19 protein-coding genes are annotated in these 16,431 nt (G+C 57.3%); 12 read left to right on the top strand and 7 right to left on the bottom strand.

Annotated features, from left to right (window positions below):
- The 6 genes from JAO32_RS19120 to glgC all read left to right on the top strand — a co-directional run.
- The coding region (locus JAO32_RS19120) for an alpha/beta hydrolase (RefSeq protein ID WP_334243386.1) at nt 1–595 on the top strand (595 nt) is incomplete at its 5' end.
- Nucleotides 596–614: 19 nt separating this feature from the next.
- Nucleotides 615–1,106 (top strand): MarR family winged helix-turn-helix transcriptional regulator, encoded by a 492-nt coding sequence (locus JAO32_RS19125; protein ID WP_334243389.1) that lies wholly within the window; start codon nt 615–617, stop codon nt 1,104–1,106.
- A gap of 106 nt (nt 1,107–1,212) precedes the next feature.
- Nucleotides 1,213–1,656, top strand: a complete 444-nt coding sequence (locus tag JAO32_RS19130; RefSeq protein ID WP_334243390.1) for a hypothetical protein — start codon at nt 1,213–1,215, stop codon at nt 1,654–1,656.
- Nucleotides 1,656–1,895, top strand: a complete 240-nt coding sequence (locus JAO32_RS19135; RefSeq protein ID WP_334243393.1) for a hypothetical protein — start codon at nt 1,656–1,658, stop codon at nt 1,893–1,895. Before JAO32_RS19130 ends, JAO32_RS19135 begins: the two co-directional genes overlap by 1 nt.
- A 137-nt stretch (nt 1,896–2,032) precedes the next feature.
- Complete coding sequence (locus tag JAO32_RS19140) at nt 2,033–2,323, top strand: hypothetical protein (protein WP_334243395.1); 291 nt, start codon at nt 2,033–2,035, stop codon at nt 2,321–2,323.
- 140 nt (nt 2,324–2,463) lie between these two features.
- Nucleotides 2,464–3,717, top strand: coding sequence for a glucose-1-phosphate adenylyltransferase (glgC, locus tag JAO32_RS19145; protein ID WP_334243396.1), 1,254 nt, complete (start codon nt 2,464–2,466; stop codon nt 3,715–3,717).
- A 72-nt stretch (nt 3,718–3,789) separates the two neighbouring features.
- Here glgC and JAO32_RS19150 read toward each other — a convergent pair whose 3' ends face one another.
- On the bottom strand, nt 3,790–4,497 hold the full coding sequence (locus JAO32_RS19150; RefSeq protein ID WP_334243398.1) for a hypothetical protein: 708 nt from the start codon (nt 4,495–4,497) through the stop codon (nt 3,790–3,792).
- A 193-nt stretch (nt 4,498–4,690) separates the two neighbouring features.
- On the opposite strand from JAO32_RS19150, the gene tatA reads away from it, so the two are divergent.
- Together tatA and JAO32_RS19160 are read left to right on the top strand one after the other, a co-directional pair.
- Nucleotides 4,691–4,903: a twin-arginine translocase TatA/TatE family subunit gene (gene tatA / locus JAO32_RS19155; protein ID WP_334243400.1), complete on the top strand. Its 213-nt coding sequence runs from the start codon at nt 4,691–4,693 to the stop codon at nt 4,901–4,903.
- A gap of 129 nt (nt 4,904–5,032) precedes the next feature.
- On the top strand, nt 5,033–5,839 hold the full coding sequence (locus tag JAO32_RS19160; protein WP_334243402.1) for a polyphosphate kinase 2 family protein: 807 nt from the start codon (nt 5,033–5,035) through the stop codon (nt 5,837–5,839).
- Between the two features lies 1 nt (nt 5,840).
- On the opposite strand, the gene JAO32_RS19165 is transcribed toward JAO32_RS19160, so the two are convergent.
- Nucleotides 5,841–6,662, bottom strand: a complete 822-nt coding sequence (locus JAO32_RS19165) for a hypothetical protein (protein WP_334243403.1) — start codon at nt 6,660–6,662, stop codon at nt 5,841–5,843.
- Nucleotides 6,663–6,704: 42 nt separating this feature from the next.
- On the opposite strand from JAO32_RS19165, the gene gcvT reads away from it, so the two are divergent.
- From gcvT to rfbC, 4 genes are all read left to right on the top strand, one after another.
- On the top strand, nt 6,705–7,856 hold the full coding sequence (gene gcvT, locus JAO32_RS19170; protein ID WP_334243405.1) for a glycine cleavage system aminomethyltransferase GcvT: 1,152 nt from the start codon (nt 6,705–6,707) through the stop codon (nt 7,854–7,856).
- 761 nt (nt 7,857–8,617) lie between these two features.
- On the top strand, nt 8,618–9,595 hold the full coding sequence (locus JAO32_RS19175) for a phosphotransferase enzyme family protein (protein ID WP_334243407.1): 978 nt from the start codon (nt 8,618–8,620) through the stop codon (nt 9,593–9,595).
- Nucleotides 9,596–9,681: 86 nt separating this feature from the next.
- Nucleotides 9,682–10,239: a hypothetical protein gene (locus JAO32_RS19180; RefSeq protein WP_334243409.1), complete on the top strand. Its 558-nt coding sequence runs from the start codon at nt 9,682–9,684 to the stop codon at nt 10,237–10,239.
- Between the two features lie 245 nt (nt 10,240–10,484).
- On the top strand, nt 10,485–11,057 hold the full coding sequence (gene rfbC / locus JAO32_RS19185; protein ID WP_334243410.1) for a dTDP-4-dehydrorhamnose 3,5-epimerase: 573 nt from the start codon (nt 10,485–10,487) through the stop codon (nt 11,055–11,057).
- Here the strand turns inward: rfbC and rfbD are convergent.
- From rfbD to JAO32_RS19210, 5 genes are all read right to left on the bottom strand, one after another.
- Nucleotides 11,030–11,956 carry a dTDP-4-dehydrorhamnose reductase gene (gene rfbD, locus JAO32_RS19190; RefSeq protein WP_334243412.1) on the bottom strand — a complete coding sequence of 309 codons (927 nt, stop codon included), beginning with the start codon at nt 11,954–11,956 and terminating at the stop codon, nt 11,030–11,032. The genes rfbC and rfbD overlap by 28 nt on opposite strands.
- 1 nt (nt 11,957) lies before the next feature.
- Nucleotides 11,958–12,833 (bottom strand): glucose-1-phosphate thymidylyltransferase RfbA, encoded by an 876-nt coding sequence (gene rfbA / locus JAO32_RS19195; RefSeq protein WP_443082619.1) that lies wholly within the window; start codon nt 12,831–12,833, stop codon nt 11,958–11,960.
- Nucleotides 12,830–13,921, bottom strand: coding sequence for a dTDP-glucose 4,6-dehydratase (rfbB, locus tag JAO32_RS19200; RefSeq protein WP_334243415.1), 1,092 nt, complete (start codon nt 13,919–13,921; stop codon nt 12,830–12,832). Before rfbB ends, rfbA begins: the two co-directional genes overlap by 4 nt.
- A gap of 114 nt (nt 13,922–14,035) precedes the next feature.
- Nucleotides 14,036–14,920 carry a DMT family transporter gene (locus JAO32_RS19205; RefSeq protein ID WP_334243417.1) on the bottom strand — a complete coding sequence of 295 codons (885 nt, stop codon included), beginning with the start codon at nt 14,918–14,920 and terminating at the stop codon, nt 14,036–14,038.
- 387 nt (nt 14,921–15,307) lie between these two features.
- On the bottom strand, nt 15,308–16,431 hold a 1,124-nt coding region (locus JAO32_RS19210; RefSeq protein WP_334243419.1), incomplete at its 5' end, for a VWA domain-containing protein.

Consider the following 16,431-nt stretch of genomic DNA (forward strand, 5'->3'; position numbering starts at 1 on the left):
CGCCGGAGCCGTTGTGCTTTTGCATGGCCGCGGCAGTAACGCGGGAGACATTCTTGGGCTGTCGCGCGCCTTTATGGATATGAAGTTGGCGTTTGTTGCGCCGCAGGCTTCAGGCAATGTCTGGTATCCGCAGCGATTCATCGCACCGCGGGAAATGAATGAACCGGATCTTTCTTCGGCTTTGGTAAAGGTGAAGCGCATTGTCGATGGCCTTGTGGGCAGCGGCATTCCCATGGAGCGCATCGTCATTGCAGGTTTTTCGCAGGGCGCTTGCCTCGCGTCAGAGTTCGTTGCGTCCAATCCTGCGCGCTATGCCGGTTTGATCGCATTTACAGGCGGCCTGATTGGGCCATTGGGAAGCGATCTGCATCACGATGGCGATCTGAAAGGCACGCCCACATTATTTTTATGCGGCGACCCTGATCCGCACATACCTTTTGTGCGTGTGGAGGAGTCTGTAAGAGAGCTGAAGCGGATGGGCGCGGAAGTTTCATTACATCGTTATCCTGGAAAACCGCACAACGTAAGCGCGGAAGAACTGGAGCAGGCGCGTATCCTTCTCCAGAAGGTTTTTTCGCAGAATTCAACGAAGTAGCAGAAGATGGAGAGAGCGCATGCAAACGATGCACGAATCCGAAACGAACGAAACGCACTTCACATCAGCAGCCAGCCTGTGGCTTGTGATGATGAAGGCTTATCGTTCCATGGAAGCGTATATCGAAAGCACCGTTGCGGCGCAGGACATTGGTCTGAGCGACTTCATGATCATGGAGGCCCTGATGCACAAGGGCCCCATGAGCATGTCGCAGATCGGTGAGAAGGTGCTGCTGGCGAATCCTTCCATGACGGCTGCGGTAGACCGGCTGGAGAAGCTGGGATACGTATCGCGCTGTAGTGGTACGACGGATAAGCGTGTCCGTACCGTGGACCTGACCAAAGAGGGACGCAAGGTGATCCGCCGCATTTTCGCGCAGCATGAGCAGGATCTGGAAGAGGTCATGGCCGGTGTTTGTGCAACGATGCGCGGCCCAGTGCGCGATGCATTGAAGAAGATCGGTCTTGCGGCGAAGGCGAAGACCGTTGCACGTTCCACAACTTCGGCCTGATCGCTTTCCAGCGCGAATACCGGTGTCGCAACATTCGGTGTGATCTCCGTACAATGTCTGCATGGATCGGGAACGTTTTGGACGTGTGCTTGGACGCGGAGCCCGCATGGCGGCACGCACTGCCCTGGAGGCAGTGGATGCGGCGACCTCTCCGTCGCCGGCAACGCCATCACGGCCAGTTTCGCCACCTCAGCCACAAGTGATTCCGCCTCGCGCAGAGCCCGTGACCCAGAGACCCGTTTCGCGTCCTGTTGCTAATCCCCGGCCTGATTTTTTGCAGGCAGCTGCCGCTGCTAAACAAGGTGTCGCAGCGGCTAAGCAAGGTGTTGCGGCCCCACTGAAACGTGCATCGCGTGCTCTGTGGCATGAGCTGACGGGCAGCTTCTTTGCACTGTTTGCGCTGTCCTTTACCGCGGCCACGTGGAAGACCCGGCATAACGCGATGAGCGCTGTTGCTGATGACCGTTATCGCTTCTATTTCTTCTGCGTACTGGCTGTGCTGTTCGGATATTTCAGCGTGAGCAGTTTCGTGCGGGCGCGGCGCACCTAATGGATACATCACCTTCCGCTGCCTTGCATCTCAAGGATGAAAGCGCCGAAACGGATACGGCGCGTCCAACAGGAGAGACGGGTAAGAGCATGGCGTTGAAGAAATCGTTATGGGTGATTGGCGGTGTATGTGCCGCTGCGGCGGGATGGATTGTCCTGGGACCAAAGCGCACACAGGCGGTGCAGGACCTGGCACGGCAACTGGAAACGGCCTGGGCTGATCATCACACCGAAGCATAAAACGGACGACATTTCCTCACGCGAGGTCTGATTGCGATAGAAGGGTTGCCCGCGTAAGGTAGAGAACACCGCACTTGCACGATGCGCCTCCGGACGGTTCGGACCGCAATTGGGACGGTAACCAGGAGGAGGCGAGAATGAACGGACGCATCAAGGAACTGATCCAGCAACTGGGCGAGGCCATTCACGAATCCGTCTCGGAGTCGGAACAGATATCCGGCGTGGTGCGGGAGATCCGTGAAGAGGGGTTTGATGTCCTGCTGATGCTTGAGGCCACCATTGGCCTGAATGAAGTCAGTGAGGATGACGACTCTGACGATGTTGCGGAACCCGGTGAAACATTCACCCGGAATGATGTCTCGTTCCTGAAGTCGCTGCGTATCTCATTGCCGGACGAACCTGCAGACCCTGCGGAAGACGAATCGTAATCTCAACGCGTTATACTCCTGCCGCGGTTGCCGGATTCTGCATCGAAGGGATTATGGGTGACAGCTTCCGGCTTGCGCAGACAGGCATAGTCTGTCTAATGTTTCGCTGAAGCCTTTGAGGTTCGCCCGGGGATGAGTGAATGAAAGATACGCTTGGAGTACTGCTGGCCGGAGGCGCTGGCGAACGTCTATTTCCGCTGACCAAGGAACGCGCAAAGCCCGCGGTCCCATTCGGCGGACAATATCGCATTATCGACATCACGCTCTCAAACTGCATCAATAGCGGCCTGCGCAAGGTCTACATCATGACGCAGTACAAGGCGCTGAGCCTGAACCGCCATATCCGCGAAGGCTGGGGTACGGTTGTGGCCAATGAACTGGGTGAGTTCATTGAGATTCTGCCGCCCATGCAGCGTGTGAATAAGAGCTGGTATCAGGGCACGGCAGATGCTGTGTACCAGAACATTTATTCCATCGGCTCGGAAGAGCCGAAGCACGTCATCATCCTCTCCGGCGACCACATCTACAAGATGAATTACGGCCTGATGATGGAGCAGCACGTGCAAAGCGGTGCGGCCTGCACCATTGCAACGCTGCCGGTTGATCCGAATGAAGTGGCGGGCTTCGGTGTGGTGGAAGTGTCCAGCAGTGGCGAAGTCATCGGGTTCCAGGAGAAGCCGAAGAGCACCAACATCCGGTCTCCATTCAATCCAGAGAAGGTGGATGCCTCCATGGGCATTTACATCTTCAACACGGATGTACTGCTGCCGGAATTGATGGCCGACGCAGAGAAGACCGATTCCAAGCACGACTTTGGTCACAACATCCTGCCGGGACTGCTGGGGCGCTACAAGGTTTCCGCTTTCAACTTCGTCGATGAGAATCGTAAAGAGGCCTTGTACTGGCGCGATGTTGGAACGCTGGATTCCTACTACGAGGCAAACCTAGACATTGCTTCCGTCAGTCCGATTTTCAACCTCTATGATCGCGACTGGCCAATGCGGACGCGGCCTACGCAGTATCCTCCGGCGAAGTTTGTTTTTGGCGAGATGGGACGCACGGGCATGGCCATCAACTCGGTCGTATCGCCCGGTTGCGTCATCTCTGGTTCAGCTGTGAGGCAGAGCGTGCTTTCGCAGGATGTGCGCGTGAACTCGTTCTCGGATATCGATTCGTCGGTAATCTTCAACCATGTGAACATCGGTCGCCACTGCCGTATTCGCCGCGCCATCATTGACCGCGACGCACATATTCCCGATGGCACGGTTATCGGTTATGACGCGAATGAAGACCGTAAGAAGTATCACGTCACACCGAGCGGCATTACGGTGGTGACGCGCGACATCACACCGTATGAGAATCCCGTCAGCGCGGAATTCATGCAGACGATGTAGCGTTGTTGTCTTTCGCAAAAATGAAAATGCCCGGAGGGTTCTCCGGGCATTTTCATTTCGTTGATAAGTCGCTTAGCGATTGCCGAAGCGATAGACCACGCCGCCGGAGACAGAGACGAACTCACGCAGTTCCGTGCCGAAGTGTTCCAACACAAGATCCGGCGAAACGCGGATGGCCCAGCGTGCCGAGCGGTTGAAGTCAATGCTTGCACCCAAAACGCCGTTGAACGCGGTGCGATTGGTATAGAGGCCTGTCACGTTGAAGAAGGTGCCGGGCGTTACGCCGGGGTTGCTGTGGTCAAAATTGCCGCTGCTTGCGCCAGCCAACGCGTGGAAGTTGATGCCCACGCGCTGATTTCCAACCCAGTGATACTGCGCACCACCCATGTAGATCATCTGCGAGACGAACGGACGCGTCTGAATCTTCGGGTTGGTGGATTGTGCTGCGGGCAGGACGGGCGTTGTGCCACCATCCCAGCGAAGATCTGCGGCAGCGCCCCATTTTGGCGTGAGCCAGTAGGTGCCCATCACTTCACCGCCAGCCATGTTGTAGCGCTTGGGGATGTTCTGACCGGCCTGGCCGTTCAGAAAATTGAAACCACCAAAGACTTCGTACTTCTCGGTGTAAGTGACCGGAGGTGGTGGACGGAAAGTGTCCTGAGCCCGCGCGGTGGCGGCTGCGGCAAATCCGCAGAGGGCAGCAAGTCCAGCAATGACAACGTTACGAGCAGACACCAGGGACGGCCCGGCAGGACGCCGCCGGGGACGGGAAATAAGCATGTTCCTCCACTGCAGGCAGCCCCCAGGCGGTTCCGCGCGGTCGTGCGGCGGCGGTGTGGGACTGCACCCATTCAGGATATACCGTCTACCGCCGTTCCTGCTCCCGCAATCACGCCAGACACACTGGATTTGTGCGACAATGGGCTGGATCAGGTAACGCCATTTGCGCGGCCTGCTTTCGGAGGTTTCTGCCATGCTCAATGACCTGTTCCAGCCCATGCACCTGCTGATCATCGGCCTTATCGTTGTCGTGTTTTTCGGTGGGAAGAAGCTGCCGGAACTGGGCAAGGGACTTGGCGAGGGGCTGAAGGGCTTTAAGGAAGGCTTGAAGGGCGTGACCGACGATGTGAAGAACGACGCTCACATTGTGACGCCGGAGCCGAAGGAGCCTGCGACCAAGTCGTAGTCTGTTTCACACGTTTTTGCGAAGGAGGCACAGGATGATTCCTGTGCCTCCTTCCTTTTGCGGCAACTTTCACCTTCTGCTGAAAAGCGGTATTGTGCATCGTACTGTTTACGAAAGGTGAATCCGCCCTTGAAGATCAAGTCGCCCTACCAGGTTGCTCCCGGTAAGAAGATCAGCCTGCAGAAGATTGACTCAGCACAGACAGGCACACTTAAGTCCGAAGACGCTGCACAAACTCACCTGCAACGGCACCGTAAGGAGTTGGATCGGTTGCAGGAAGTGCTGTATGCCGGTGGGGAGCACGGTGTGCTGGTGGTGTTGCAGGGCATGGACACCGCGGGCAAGGATGGGACGATCCGCCACATCTTCTCCGGTGTGAATCCGCAGGGATGCGATGTGACGGCGTTCAAGGTGCCGACACCGCTGGAGGCGAAGCACGACTTCCTGTGGCGCTGCCACAATGCGGTGCCGCCTCGCGGCATGATTGGCATCTTCAACCGGTCGCATTATGAGGATGTGTTGTCGCCGCGTGTGCATGGGCTGATGGACAAGAAGACCGCGCACGCTCACATGGATCAGATCAACCGCTTTGAGGAGATGCTGACAGAGAACGGTATCGCCATCCTGAAGTTCTTCCTGCACATCTCTGAGGCGGAGCAGAAGCGGCGTTTGCAGGCGCGCATCGACGACAACAGCAAGCACTGGAAGCTATCGCCTGCGGACTTTGCCGAGCGCAAGTTCTGGCCTCAGTATCAGGACTGCTATGAAGACATCCTGCAGCGCACTAGTAAGAAACATGCGCCGTGGTTCGTAATTCCGTCGGACAACAAGTGGTATCGCAACGTGGCCATCTCCGAGATCCTGGTGGAAGCGATGAAGGGTATGAAGCTGCGCTATCCCAGGGCAACTGTGGATGTGTCGACGTTGAAGCTATAACTCAGCGCTTCTTTTTTCGTGTATCGAGATTCTGGCCCGGTGCGACTGTGTCGCGTGCGGCGGGCTGTCCCCCGTCTACGGTGAAGTCGTAGGCCAGGGTGTTGCCGGGGGTGGGGGTCTTCTGGACGGGGAGTAATGCGTACTCACCCGGTGTCAAGGGGGCTTGCGGCGTGACGCGGATCCAGCCGTCCGGCAGGGATTCGGCGGTGGTGCAGATCACCGGGGCGGTGCACACGGTGGCGCTGTTGACGTCGGTGAACCTGGGACGGGCAACGGTGCGGTGGCTATCGGTGACGGGGGCAGAGAGCAGAGCCCAGCCTGTCGGTGTGCCGCGGCCACTGTCACCAGTGTTCTCCGTGCGGTCGCTGGTATGGATGAAGAAGGATGGTGTCGCGGAGTGTAGCGGTGTGTGCGACGTTGGTCCATCTAGCGTGCCACTGGTGGCTGTGCCGGTGAGTGACGTGTGGTGGATCGGGACAAGTACTTGCTTACCATCGACCGTGTCCAGTGCCCAAGGCACATTGCCGTTGGGTATGCGCAGGCCCGGAGCTACGACCAACTCACCGTTCTGGACGCTGTAGGCGCCTGTGCGTGCCGCTGGAGCCGTTGTGGCCGGATTGGATGGTGCTGCAGAACGGTCGGCTGTTTGCGCGACTGCGGAACCAACCAGCATGGGCAGCAGAATGGGGAGCGTGAGACGCATCGCTGCCAGCATACGCTGCCTGAGGGCGAGATAGATGTGACGGCCAGGCGGAATCGTAGCGTGCCTCTGCTCGATGGCAGGGTGGATCGCGGTATCCTCGGAGATGGGTATGGCAGGCATAAGCACTGCCACCTTAGACCACATTTCCACCCCAGAGGATTCATGGCCGACACAACTTCCGCAGCACCACTTCGCCGTACCGCACTGTTTGATACCCACAAGTCGCTGAAGGCGAAGATGGTGGACTTTGGTGGATGGGAGATGCCGGTGGAGTACAGCGGCCTGGTGGCTGAGCACAACGCCGTTCGTACTGCTGTGGGCGTGTTTGACGTGTCGCACATGGGCTGCATCCAGTTGCGTGGACCCGGTTCGCTGGACGCTGTGCAGAAGCTGCTGATGAACGATGCGTCCAAGCTGCAGATTGGGCAGGCGCATTACTCGGCCATGCTGACTCCGGAAGGCACCTTTGTGGATGATGTGGTGCTGCACAAGCTGAGCGACAACGACTATCTGATCGTCATTAACGCGGGTACGCGTGAGAAGGACATCAACTGGGTGCGCAAGACCATCGGCTCGATGCCGAGCGTCCACATCAACGACTACAGCGACCTATATACGCAGATCGCCATTCAAGGGCCGAAGGCGGAAGCCACGCTGCAGAAGCTGACTGATACCGATCTGTCGGTGATCAAGAACTACTGGTTTACCTGGGGCAAGGTTGCGGGTTTCTACAACGTGCTGATTGCTCGCACCGGTTATACGGGCGAGGACGGCTTCGAGATCTATGTGCCCAGCGATGTGGCTACCAGCGAGGCTGCGTGGAAGGCTGTGTTCGAGGCGGGTGCAGAGTTTGGCATTGTTCCCGCAGGTCTGGGAGCGCGTAATACGCTGCGCCTGGAGAGTGCGATGGCGCTCTACGGACATGAGATCTCAGACGAGATCAACGTGTTTGAAGCCGGTCTGAATCGCTACTGCAAGCTGGAGAAGGAAGCTGACTTCATCGGCAAGGAGAAGCTGCTGGCGCTCAGCGCGAATCCTCCGGCGAAGAAGCTGGTTGGTTTGGAGATGGTGGATCGCGGTATTGCGCGTGATGGTTATCCGGTGCGTTCACTTACGGGTGAACCGCTTGGCGTGGTGACCAGCGGATCGCCTTCGCCGACGCTGAAGAAGAACATTGCGCTGGCGTTTGTGCCTCCTGCCGAAGCTGAGTTGGGCAACGAGGTTGCCGTGGAGATTCGCGGCAATCTGGTGAAGGCCAAGGTGATTCCGACGCCGTTTTATAAGCGCGTTCGGACGCCAAAGGCTGCGGTTTAATTCCGTTGCGGTGAGGGGTACCCCTACCCCCTTTTTTTCTAAAATCGTCTTTCTATTGGGTTTACGGTTTTAGTGGCTGTAAAATCGTCTTCCCATTGGGGTTAGAGGCAAAATCGTCTTTCTAAAAGAGTTAGGGCCACGCGAATGCGTGGCCCTATTCCTTCTTGTTCTATTTTAGTGGTTTGGCGGAAATAACCTGCCAACTCTATTTCTTTTGCTTTGTGTGGGTTGAGTGGTTTGTGGGCTTGACAGGATTCGTGCTGTTCTCGACGGCCAGCCGTGGTCGTTCCGTGGGTGCGCAGGATTGAGGTTATGCTCCTGTTTGTTTTCGTGACCGCGCGTTTCTGAGCTTGCCTTTACGGCAGGGCTGAAGCCCTGCCCTTCCGAGTCCTTCTCGACGCTTCGCGATGCCCAGGTTCGCCCAGGTTAGCTTCGCGAACTTGGGGCACCCGGTTGCTTGGCTGTTGATGCGGCTTGGGTTTCCTGCGGCGTTAGAGTGGGTTGAGAGGAATGCAGGTCCTTCGGCTTCACTTCGTTTCGCTCAGGATGACGGTCTTCGACCGTACGAGCTTCGCTGGATGACAATCTTCTCAGGATGGCGATCTTTGATCGTACGAGCTTCGCTAGTTGACGTGCTTTGAGCGTTGGAGCTTCGCTTCCTTCGATAACGTACGTCGAGTTGTGACAAGGAGTTCGGTACGTCGTCATTCAAGACAGACTCCGCGAGTGGTCACTGCAACTAGCTGCGTTACATTGTCTTCATGACTGAGCTTGCCCCACGTCACACAGATCTGGTTGTACGTGTGCTTGAGAAACATTGGGGCATCAAGGATGAGCCAACGCGGACTCACCAGGGTGTGAGTCGCGCAACATGGCGCATCGGAAACCGCTACTGGCTTTCACAGGCGGAACACTTTCGATTGGCAGAACTGTCGCGCCTTGCCGAGCTGCAATCTCACCTCTTTCGATACCTGAAAGAGGAAGATCTCGCCCTATCCGTTCCAAAGATCATTGGTAGCCGCACGGGCAATCTTGTGGTGGTCGAGGCTGGCTACGTATGGTGCCTGACGTGCGATCTTCCCGGTTTCCATCCAGAGGCTGGAGATCCTGAGACTTATAACGTGCTTACGGAGGGGCTAGCCAGATTTCATGATGTACTGCGGACCCTTCCTTTGTCTGAGTCCTTACACGTGGCCTCTGGTATTTGTGTGAAGACTCGGCAAGCGATTGACCGTCTCAGTGCTGATGGATTTGTTGCTCTTGCATCGGACCCATGCGAAGGGGAGATTCTGCACATGGCATCGACGTGGTTGCTTCCGCGGTTACATGATTTCGAACGCTTACCCAGACAGATCGTTCATGGTGACTGGACTCCACGCAACGTGCTGTTTCAGCGTGTTGAGCAGGAGGCGCGGCTCACGGGCGTTCTGGATATGGAAGCAATGGCATGGGATCCCATTTGCGTGGATGTTGCAAATACATGTTCCACATTGCTGATGTGGTCAGGACTGGACACGCTCGAAGAACGAATAGGGAATGTTATCGAGACTTATGAGCGGATGTCTGGAACGTTTCTGGAACGAAAGGACATCCATACTGCGATGCTTGCGCGTTGGTTTTGCCACTACTGGGATTGGCGTGACCGGCTATCGCACGGAGAGTTTGGACATGAGGTGAAAGAACGCCTCAGCCTCAGGATTTCTTCGGTGCTCTCGTATCTGGAGTCCCATTCGCATTAAGACGTTCCGGGTGTCGTGATTTGGCGTTGTAGCTGGATGAAGGGCGGTGGCTATACTGCGTCTACTTCTGCGGCTTCGGATTTCCCATGACCTTTGTTGTGCGTGCCTTGCTTACTGCCAGCCTTATCGCTGTTCCTGTTCTCGCGTGTGCCGAGAGCCATAACCCTGCGGATTATCCGTTGCGCGTGCATATTTTTGGCCGCAATCAGACGACGTTCTACCACGACCGACAGGCGGAAGAGTCGAAGGGGGAGGGCCGCGCCAACCTGTTTGAGAATGGGGAGCCGAAGGGGCTGGACTTTCAGTATGAGTGCGACCATCGGCTGCAGACGTCGTCGGGCTTTGAGACGTTTCCTGCGAAGTGGAAGAAGCCGGGTGCGGAGCTGGTGGTGCTAGTGCCGGAGTTTGGTAAGCCTGGAAGTTATGACACCTGCAAGTTCAAGGTGATGGTGAAGGACTTCACGTACTTCATGCGGAATGGGCAACTGGGGTCAGAACCAACGGCTGCGTTTAAGCAGTGGATGGTGAAGCATGAATACGACCCGGAGCATGGGAAGAATACGCCGGTGGCTGCTGCTCCGGCGGGTTCTGGTGCGGCACCCACAGGTACCGGTGCGGCTCCAACGGGGGCTGCTCAGCCGTAATTCCGTTTGCTTGAAACATCGCGTCACTACCCGGAAGTTGTCATTGCGAGACATCTTCTGCCCATCGCCTTGTGGCTTGCCTGAGAGCAACAGGGAACCGGGTGCTTTGAAGTGGGAGTAAATGCCCAATTTTGCACTAGGGTAAAATTAATATCGAAGGTGGGCTTCTCCAGATCGTTGCTACCGGCACGCTTGCTGGTTTGTGCAATCTCGACTGCCCTTCGATCGCCCTGGAGCTCTAATTCGTGGAAGTTCTTGATACTCCGTTGTCTGAAGTGAAGTTGGTGCGCCCGAAGGTCCACGGAGACGACCGCGGCTGGTTCGCCGAAATTTTTAGCACACGCGCCTTTGCCGAGCACGGTCTGCCGACCCGCTTTGTCCAGGACAATCAGTCGTTTTCACGGCGTGGTGTACTGCGTGGACTGCACTTTCAGCTTGGCAACGAACAAGGCAAGCTTGTACGCGCGGCTTCTGGGCACATCTGGGATGTTGCCGTGGATCTACGCCCAGGTTCGCCTCAGTTCGGTCAATGGGCGGGATTCCATCTGACGGGTGAGACGATCGAGTATCTCTGGATTCCAGAGGGATTTGGGCACGGCTTCCTGGTTCTCTCTGAAACCGCCAGCGTGATGTACAAAGTCACGAACCTGTATGACGCTAAAGCAGAACGCGCGGTGCGGTGGAATGATCCCGCGCTGGGGATTGAGTGGCCGATCGAAGGTTTTGAGCCACAGCTTTCTGCGCGGGACCTTGTCGCCCCGCTGCTGAAAGATGCTGAACTGCCGAGCGCCTACAAGGAACCTGTCGTTCGTAGCTGATCGTATTCCGAAATAACTTGAGCGAGTGACTCGCGCCAATCCGGCATCTGGAAGCCGAGTTTTGTCGCGAGCAGGGAACAGTCCATGCGCGAGTTCGCGGGACGTTTTGCTGGCGTGGGATAGGCTTCGGTCGGCACCGGATACAGCGTTGCGAATTTGACGTCTGGCTCGTGGTGTGCGGCCTGACGAAGAATCTCCTCGGCGAAGCCAAACCACGTTGTCTCTCCGCCATTGCAGGCGTGATAACGACCGCTGAGGTTGCGCACAGCGCTCTCTGCGTTTGATCCTGCTTGGTCGACGATGTGCAGTGCCAATCGCGCCAGATCACGCGCCCATGTGGGAGCACCGAACTGATCCGCGACGATATTCATGGATTCGCGTTCGCGTGCGACACGCAGAATGGTGCGGACGAAGTTCTTGCCCGTTGCGCCATAGACCCAGCTTGTTCGAAAGATCATGTACGCAGCACCGCTCTGCGCGAGGGCGTCTTCGCCTTCCAGTTTTGTGCGGCCGTATGTGTTCAATGGGCCGGTCGCATCGCTTTCCACCCACGGTTTTGTGCCGTCTCCAGCAAAGACGTAGTCCGTTGAAAAGTGAATCACCGGGATGTGCAATGCTGCTGCTTCTTCACCGAGGACACCGGGAGCGACCGCGTTTAAGGCTTCCGCGAGCTCGACTTCGGATTCGGCCTTGTCGACGGCGGTATACGCAGCGGCGTTGATGATCCAGGACGGTTGATGCTTCTGCACGTACGACCGGATGGCATCTGGTGATGCCAGGTTCATTTCTGCGCTGGTGGGTGCGAGAACAGATTGCTTGCGGAGACGGAGGAGATTTGCAATCTCTCCTCCGACCTGACCTGATGCGCCTGTGACAAGGATGGGGGAAGCAGCGGACACGTTAGTAAATCTTTTCTTTCAAAATGCGATGGAGATATACGGCATAAGAGCTCTTGCCGATTTTCTGGGCTAGCGCGTCCAGTTGTTCGCTGGAGATCCATCCTTTACGCCATGAGATCTCTTCGGGGCATGCGACTTTGAGGCCCTGTCGACGTTCGATTGCATGGATGAAGTTGGAGGCTTCCAGCAGCGAATCGTGTGTGCCGGTATCGAGCCATGCGATACCGCGGCCAAGGATCTCAACCTGAAGTTGACCCCTTTCGAGATACCAGCAATTCACATCGGTGATCTCAAGTTCGCCGCGCGGCGAGGGCTTCACGCTCTCCGCTGCCTCCAGAATCTGGGAATCGTAGAAGTAGAGTCCGGTGACGGCGTAGTTGGATTTTGGATGCTCCGGCTTCTCTTCGAGAGAGATGGCGCGTCGTTGGTTGTCGAACTCAACGACACCGTAACGCTCCGGATCGCTGACCGGATACGCGAACACGGTGGCGCCTTGTTGGCGCTTGGAGGCTTGCATCAAGGTTGGCTGTATGTCGTGGCCGAAGAAGAGATTGTCGCCCAGAACGAGGCAGCAGCTATCTCCGGCAAGGAACTCGCGCCCGATGAGGAACGCCTGCGCGAGACCATCTGGCGAAGCCTGTACTGCATATTGAATCGAGATGCCCCACTGCGAACCGTCGCCGAGAAGGTGTTCGAAGCGCGGCGTGTCCATGGGCGTGGAGATCAGAAGAATCTCGCGAATGCCCGCGAGCATGAGAGTCGATAGCGGGTAGTAAACCATCGGCTTGTCGTAAATCGGAAGAAGCTGCTTAGAAACTGGCAGCGTTACGGGGTGGAGACGTGTTCCAGAACCCCCAGCGAGAATGATGCCCTTCACTTCTGTACCTCGCGAGCCGTGTAATTCTGCTCGATCCATTTTCTGTAGTCGCCGCTCGTCACGTTCTGTACCCAGTCCTGATTTGCGAGGTACCACTCTACCGTTTTTCGCAGGCCGCTTTCAAAACTTTCTGCAGGTCTCCAGCCGAGCTCTGTTTCGATCTTGGTTGCGTCGATGGCGTAGCGACGATCATGGCCGGGGCGATCCTGAACATGCGTGATCAGTTTGCTGTGGGGAACGTTTTGCGAATCGGGAAGAAATTCGTCGAGCAGCGCACAGATGGTCTTCACGACGTCGATATTGGCGCGTTGATTGCAGCCGCCGACGTTATAGGTTTCGCCGGGCTTGCCGCGTTCCAGCACTGTGCGAATGGCTGAGCAATGATCCTTTACGAAGAGCCAATCGCGAACCTGAAGGCCGTCACCGTACACCGGCAGAGGCTTGCCTGCCATGGCGTTGAGGAGGATCAGCGGGATCAACTTCTCGGGGAAGTGGTAAGGCCCGTAGTTGTTGGAGCAATTCGTGATTGTGGTCGGCAGGCCGTAGGTGTGATGCCATGCGCGGACGAGATGATCGCTGGCCGCCTTGGACGCAGCATAGGGACTGTTTGGCGCATATTGCGTCGTCTCTGAGAATGCCGGGTCGTTGGGTTCCAGCGTTCCGTACACTTCATCGGTGGAGATGTGATGGAAGCGGAATGCGGAACGCTCTTCGCCCGTGAGCGTTTCGTAATGTTCGCGCGCGGCGTTCAGAAGCTGATGCGTGCCGCCGATATTGGTATCGAAAAACACCTTAGGGCCAAGGATCGAGCGATCAACATGGCTTTCAGCAGCGAAGTGGATGACTGCTCGGAAACGGTGCTCCGCGAAGAGACGTTTCAGCAATGCAGCATCACAGATGTCGCCGTGGACGAACGTGTAGTTGGGGTTTTCCTGCAGCGACTGAAGCGTCAGCGGATTGCCGGCATAGGTCAGCTTATCGAGGTTAACCAGGGGTGTTCCAACAGTTTCGAACCAATCAAGAACGAAGTTGGCACCGATAAAACCCGCGCCACCTGTTACCAGCACGGGGGCTTTCTCAAAACTCATACCGACCATTTTATATTTGAGCGCCTGTTCAGGGTTTTTCAAGCGCCATTTGAATGTGGGACGTGCCCGAAATGAAACTGTGTGGCGATTGCCATTGTTCGTAGATGTGCGGTTTTAGAGCGTGACGAGGGCTACGGCGGGTAAGGCCAGGAGCATGCCGAGGCGTTGACGACGCGAGGTTTTCTCATGGAGGAGCCAGGCTGCGAGCAGGATGGTTCCTGCGGGGTAGATGGAGGCGAGGACGGCGGCTACGTCGAGGCGTCCAGCGCGGGTGGCGGCCAGATAGCTGAGATTGCCGCCGGTGTCGAGCAGCGATCCTCCGAGGATGTAGAGGAGGGTTTTGGTGTGGCGCGGATCGGGCCGGCCTTTTTCGCGGAAGCCGAACAGTAGAAGCAAAAGTGAGATGACCAGAGCGCTTGCGGATGAGCCGATACGGGCTGAGGCCATGCCCCACAGGACGCCCGATTGTCCTGCGAACTTCAGCGCTACGAAATAAATGCCGAAGCCAAGGCCGCCGAGGACGGAAAGCACCATCGCCTGACGGGATGCGCTGTGTGTGGGGTCGTTGGAGGAGGCGATCATCCAGATGGCGGTTCCGGCGAGGAGGAAGCCGAGGAGGCGCGGCAGGCCGGGGGCGCCATCGAGGAAAGCGGAGACGATTGCCGGGACGATGGCGCAGAGGAGTCCGCTGACGGCGGCTGCCGAGCCCATGTGGCCGGTGGACAGCGCAATGTAAAAGGCGACCAGCGAGACGGATGCGATCACTCCGCCGCCGATGCCCCACCAGAGGATAGCGCCCGTGGGGAAGGGGGTGCCCTGAAGGGTGGCAAGAGTGGCGACGACGGCGAGGCTAAGAAGATGGCCGATCAGGACGACGAGCAGGGCTCCGCGGACGGTACTGCCCGCGCGGCGGACGGCGATGGAGCCGGCGAAGTCGCCACCACCCCACAGGGCTGCGGCAAGCAGTCCGAAGGCCGCGTTTGCCCCTAGGAACGTCATCTATTGATGTTACCTGTTGGTCGGTTCGATATTCCTTGGCTTCCCATCTGCGTTGTAGTGGGTTGAGAGGAATGCAGGTCCTTCGACTTCACTTCGTTTCGCTCAGGATGACGGTCTTCGACCGTTTGAGCTTCGCTGGTGACGAACTTCGTTCGTATGGGCTTCGCTTTGCGAAGCTGGTTTGGTTTTTTGGGCTGGAAGGTGCTAGCCGCATTGGTGCGGTGAAGTGTGTAGGAATTCTTCGCTGCGCTCAGAATGACGGTCTTCGTTCGTATGAGCTTCGCTGGTTCGCGTGGGAATTTTGTTTGTTCGCTCGGAGAAATGACGATGGCGGATTCTCTCAAGAGAATCCGCCATCGTGATGTCCTGGACTTGTTTTCTCTGTAGCTATTTCTGCGGGGTGGTGGTGCTTCCGCCGGTTCGCATCATGTTTTCTGCGGTGGGGTAGTAGCCTTTTTTCGCGATGATGTTCAGATCGGGGCGCGTTACGCGGACTTCCACGGTGCGGAACTTGCCGTCGGTGATGGGCTCGTGGGAGTAGTAGCCGACGGTGTACTGCAGGCGGACGTCCTCAGCGACCTTGCCGAAGCTTTCTTCAATGCCCTTGCGGCTCCACTGCGAGACGGCTTCGCCGCCGGTGGCTGCGGCGTACTGCGGCAGCACATTTTCACGCATGGTGTAAGGGATGTGGAACTTGTCCAGCCAGCCAACGTAGGGGGTAGCGGAGTCGCCAACGACCGTGGAGTAGATGGAGATTTTGTTGGTCTGGAGGAACTGGACCACGTCCTTGAACTTGACCTTGGAACCGTATTCCTTGCCATCGCTGACGACATAGATGATGCGGCGGCGTTCGCCGGGGCGCTTGGCAAGAGACTTGGCGGCTTCAAAGATGGCGTCGTTGAGCGGGTGCTGTTCCTTCGGCGGCGCCTGGAAGGTGGAAGCAGAGTTGCGCACCGGGGCCGTGTTTGGGTCGAACTGGCGACCATTGATGTTGGTGGTCTGCGAGAGAGGACCCATGGGCGAAGCGAGGTAGGCTTCGCGTCCGGTGGATTTGGCGCGCTCAATGGCGGCGATGGCGCGGTTGCTCTGCGCACCGGTGTACTCGGTCACCATCTTGGTGCTGTTGTTATAGGTGAAGATGGCCATTTCGTCATAGGGCGTGAAAGCACCCTTCACGGCGCCGAGGGCGTCGTTGACGCGCTGCATGACGTCAAAGGGCAGCGATTGATCTACGACGAAGGCGATGGAGAGCGGAAACGGATCGCTGGAGAAATAGCGCATCTGCTGGCGGATGCCGTTTTCGTAGACGCGGATCTCGCGCCAGTCGATGGCGGGAACCAGCTTGCCTGACTTGTCCTTGACGGTGAAGGGAATCTGCACGAAGTTGACGCCGACGTTCAGCGTCTGGACGCGGCCGCCGGGGCCGAGTTCAGCCTTGAGGTCTGGAGCCGGCTGATCAGCTTCGGGAATTTCATTCTTTTGCTGAGCACCGGGGAGCGACGATGTGGGAA

This window comes from Terriglobus sp. ADX1 (genome assembly GCF_036877645.1).
Classification (GTDB): domain Bacteria; phylum Acidobacteriota; class Terriglobia; order Terriglobales; family Acidobacteriaceae; genus Terriglobus.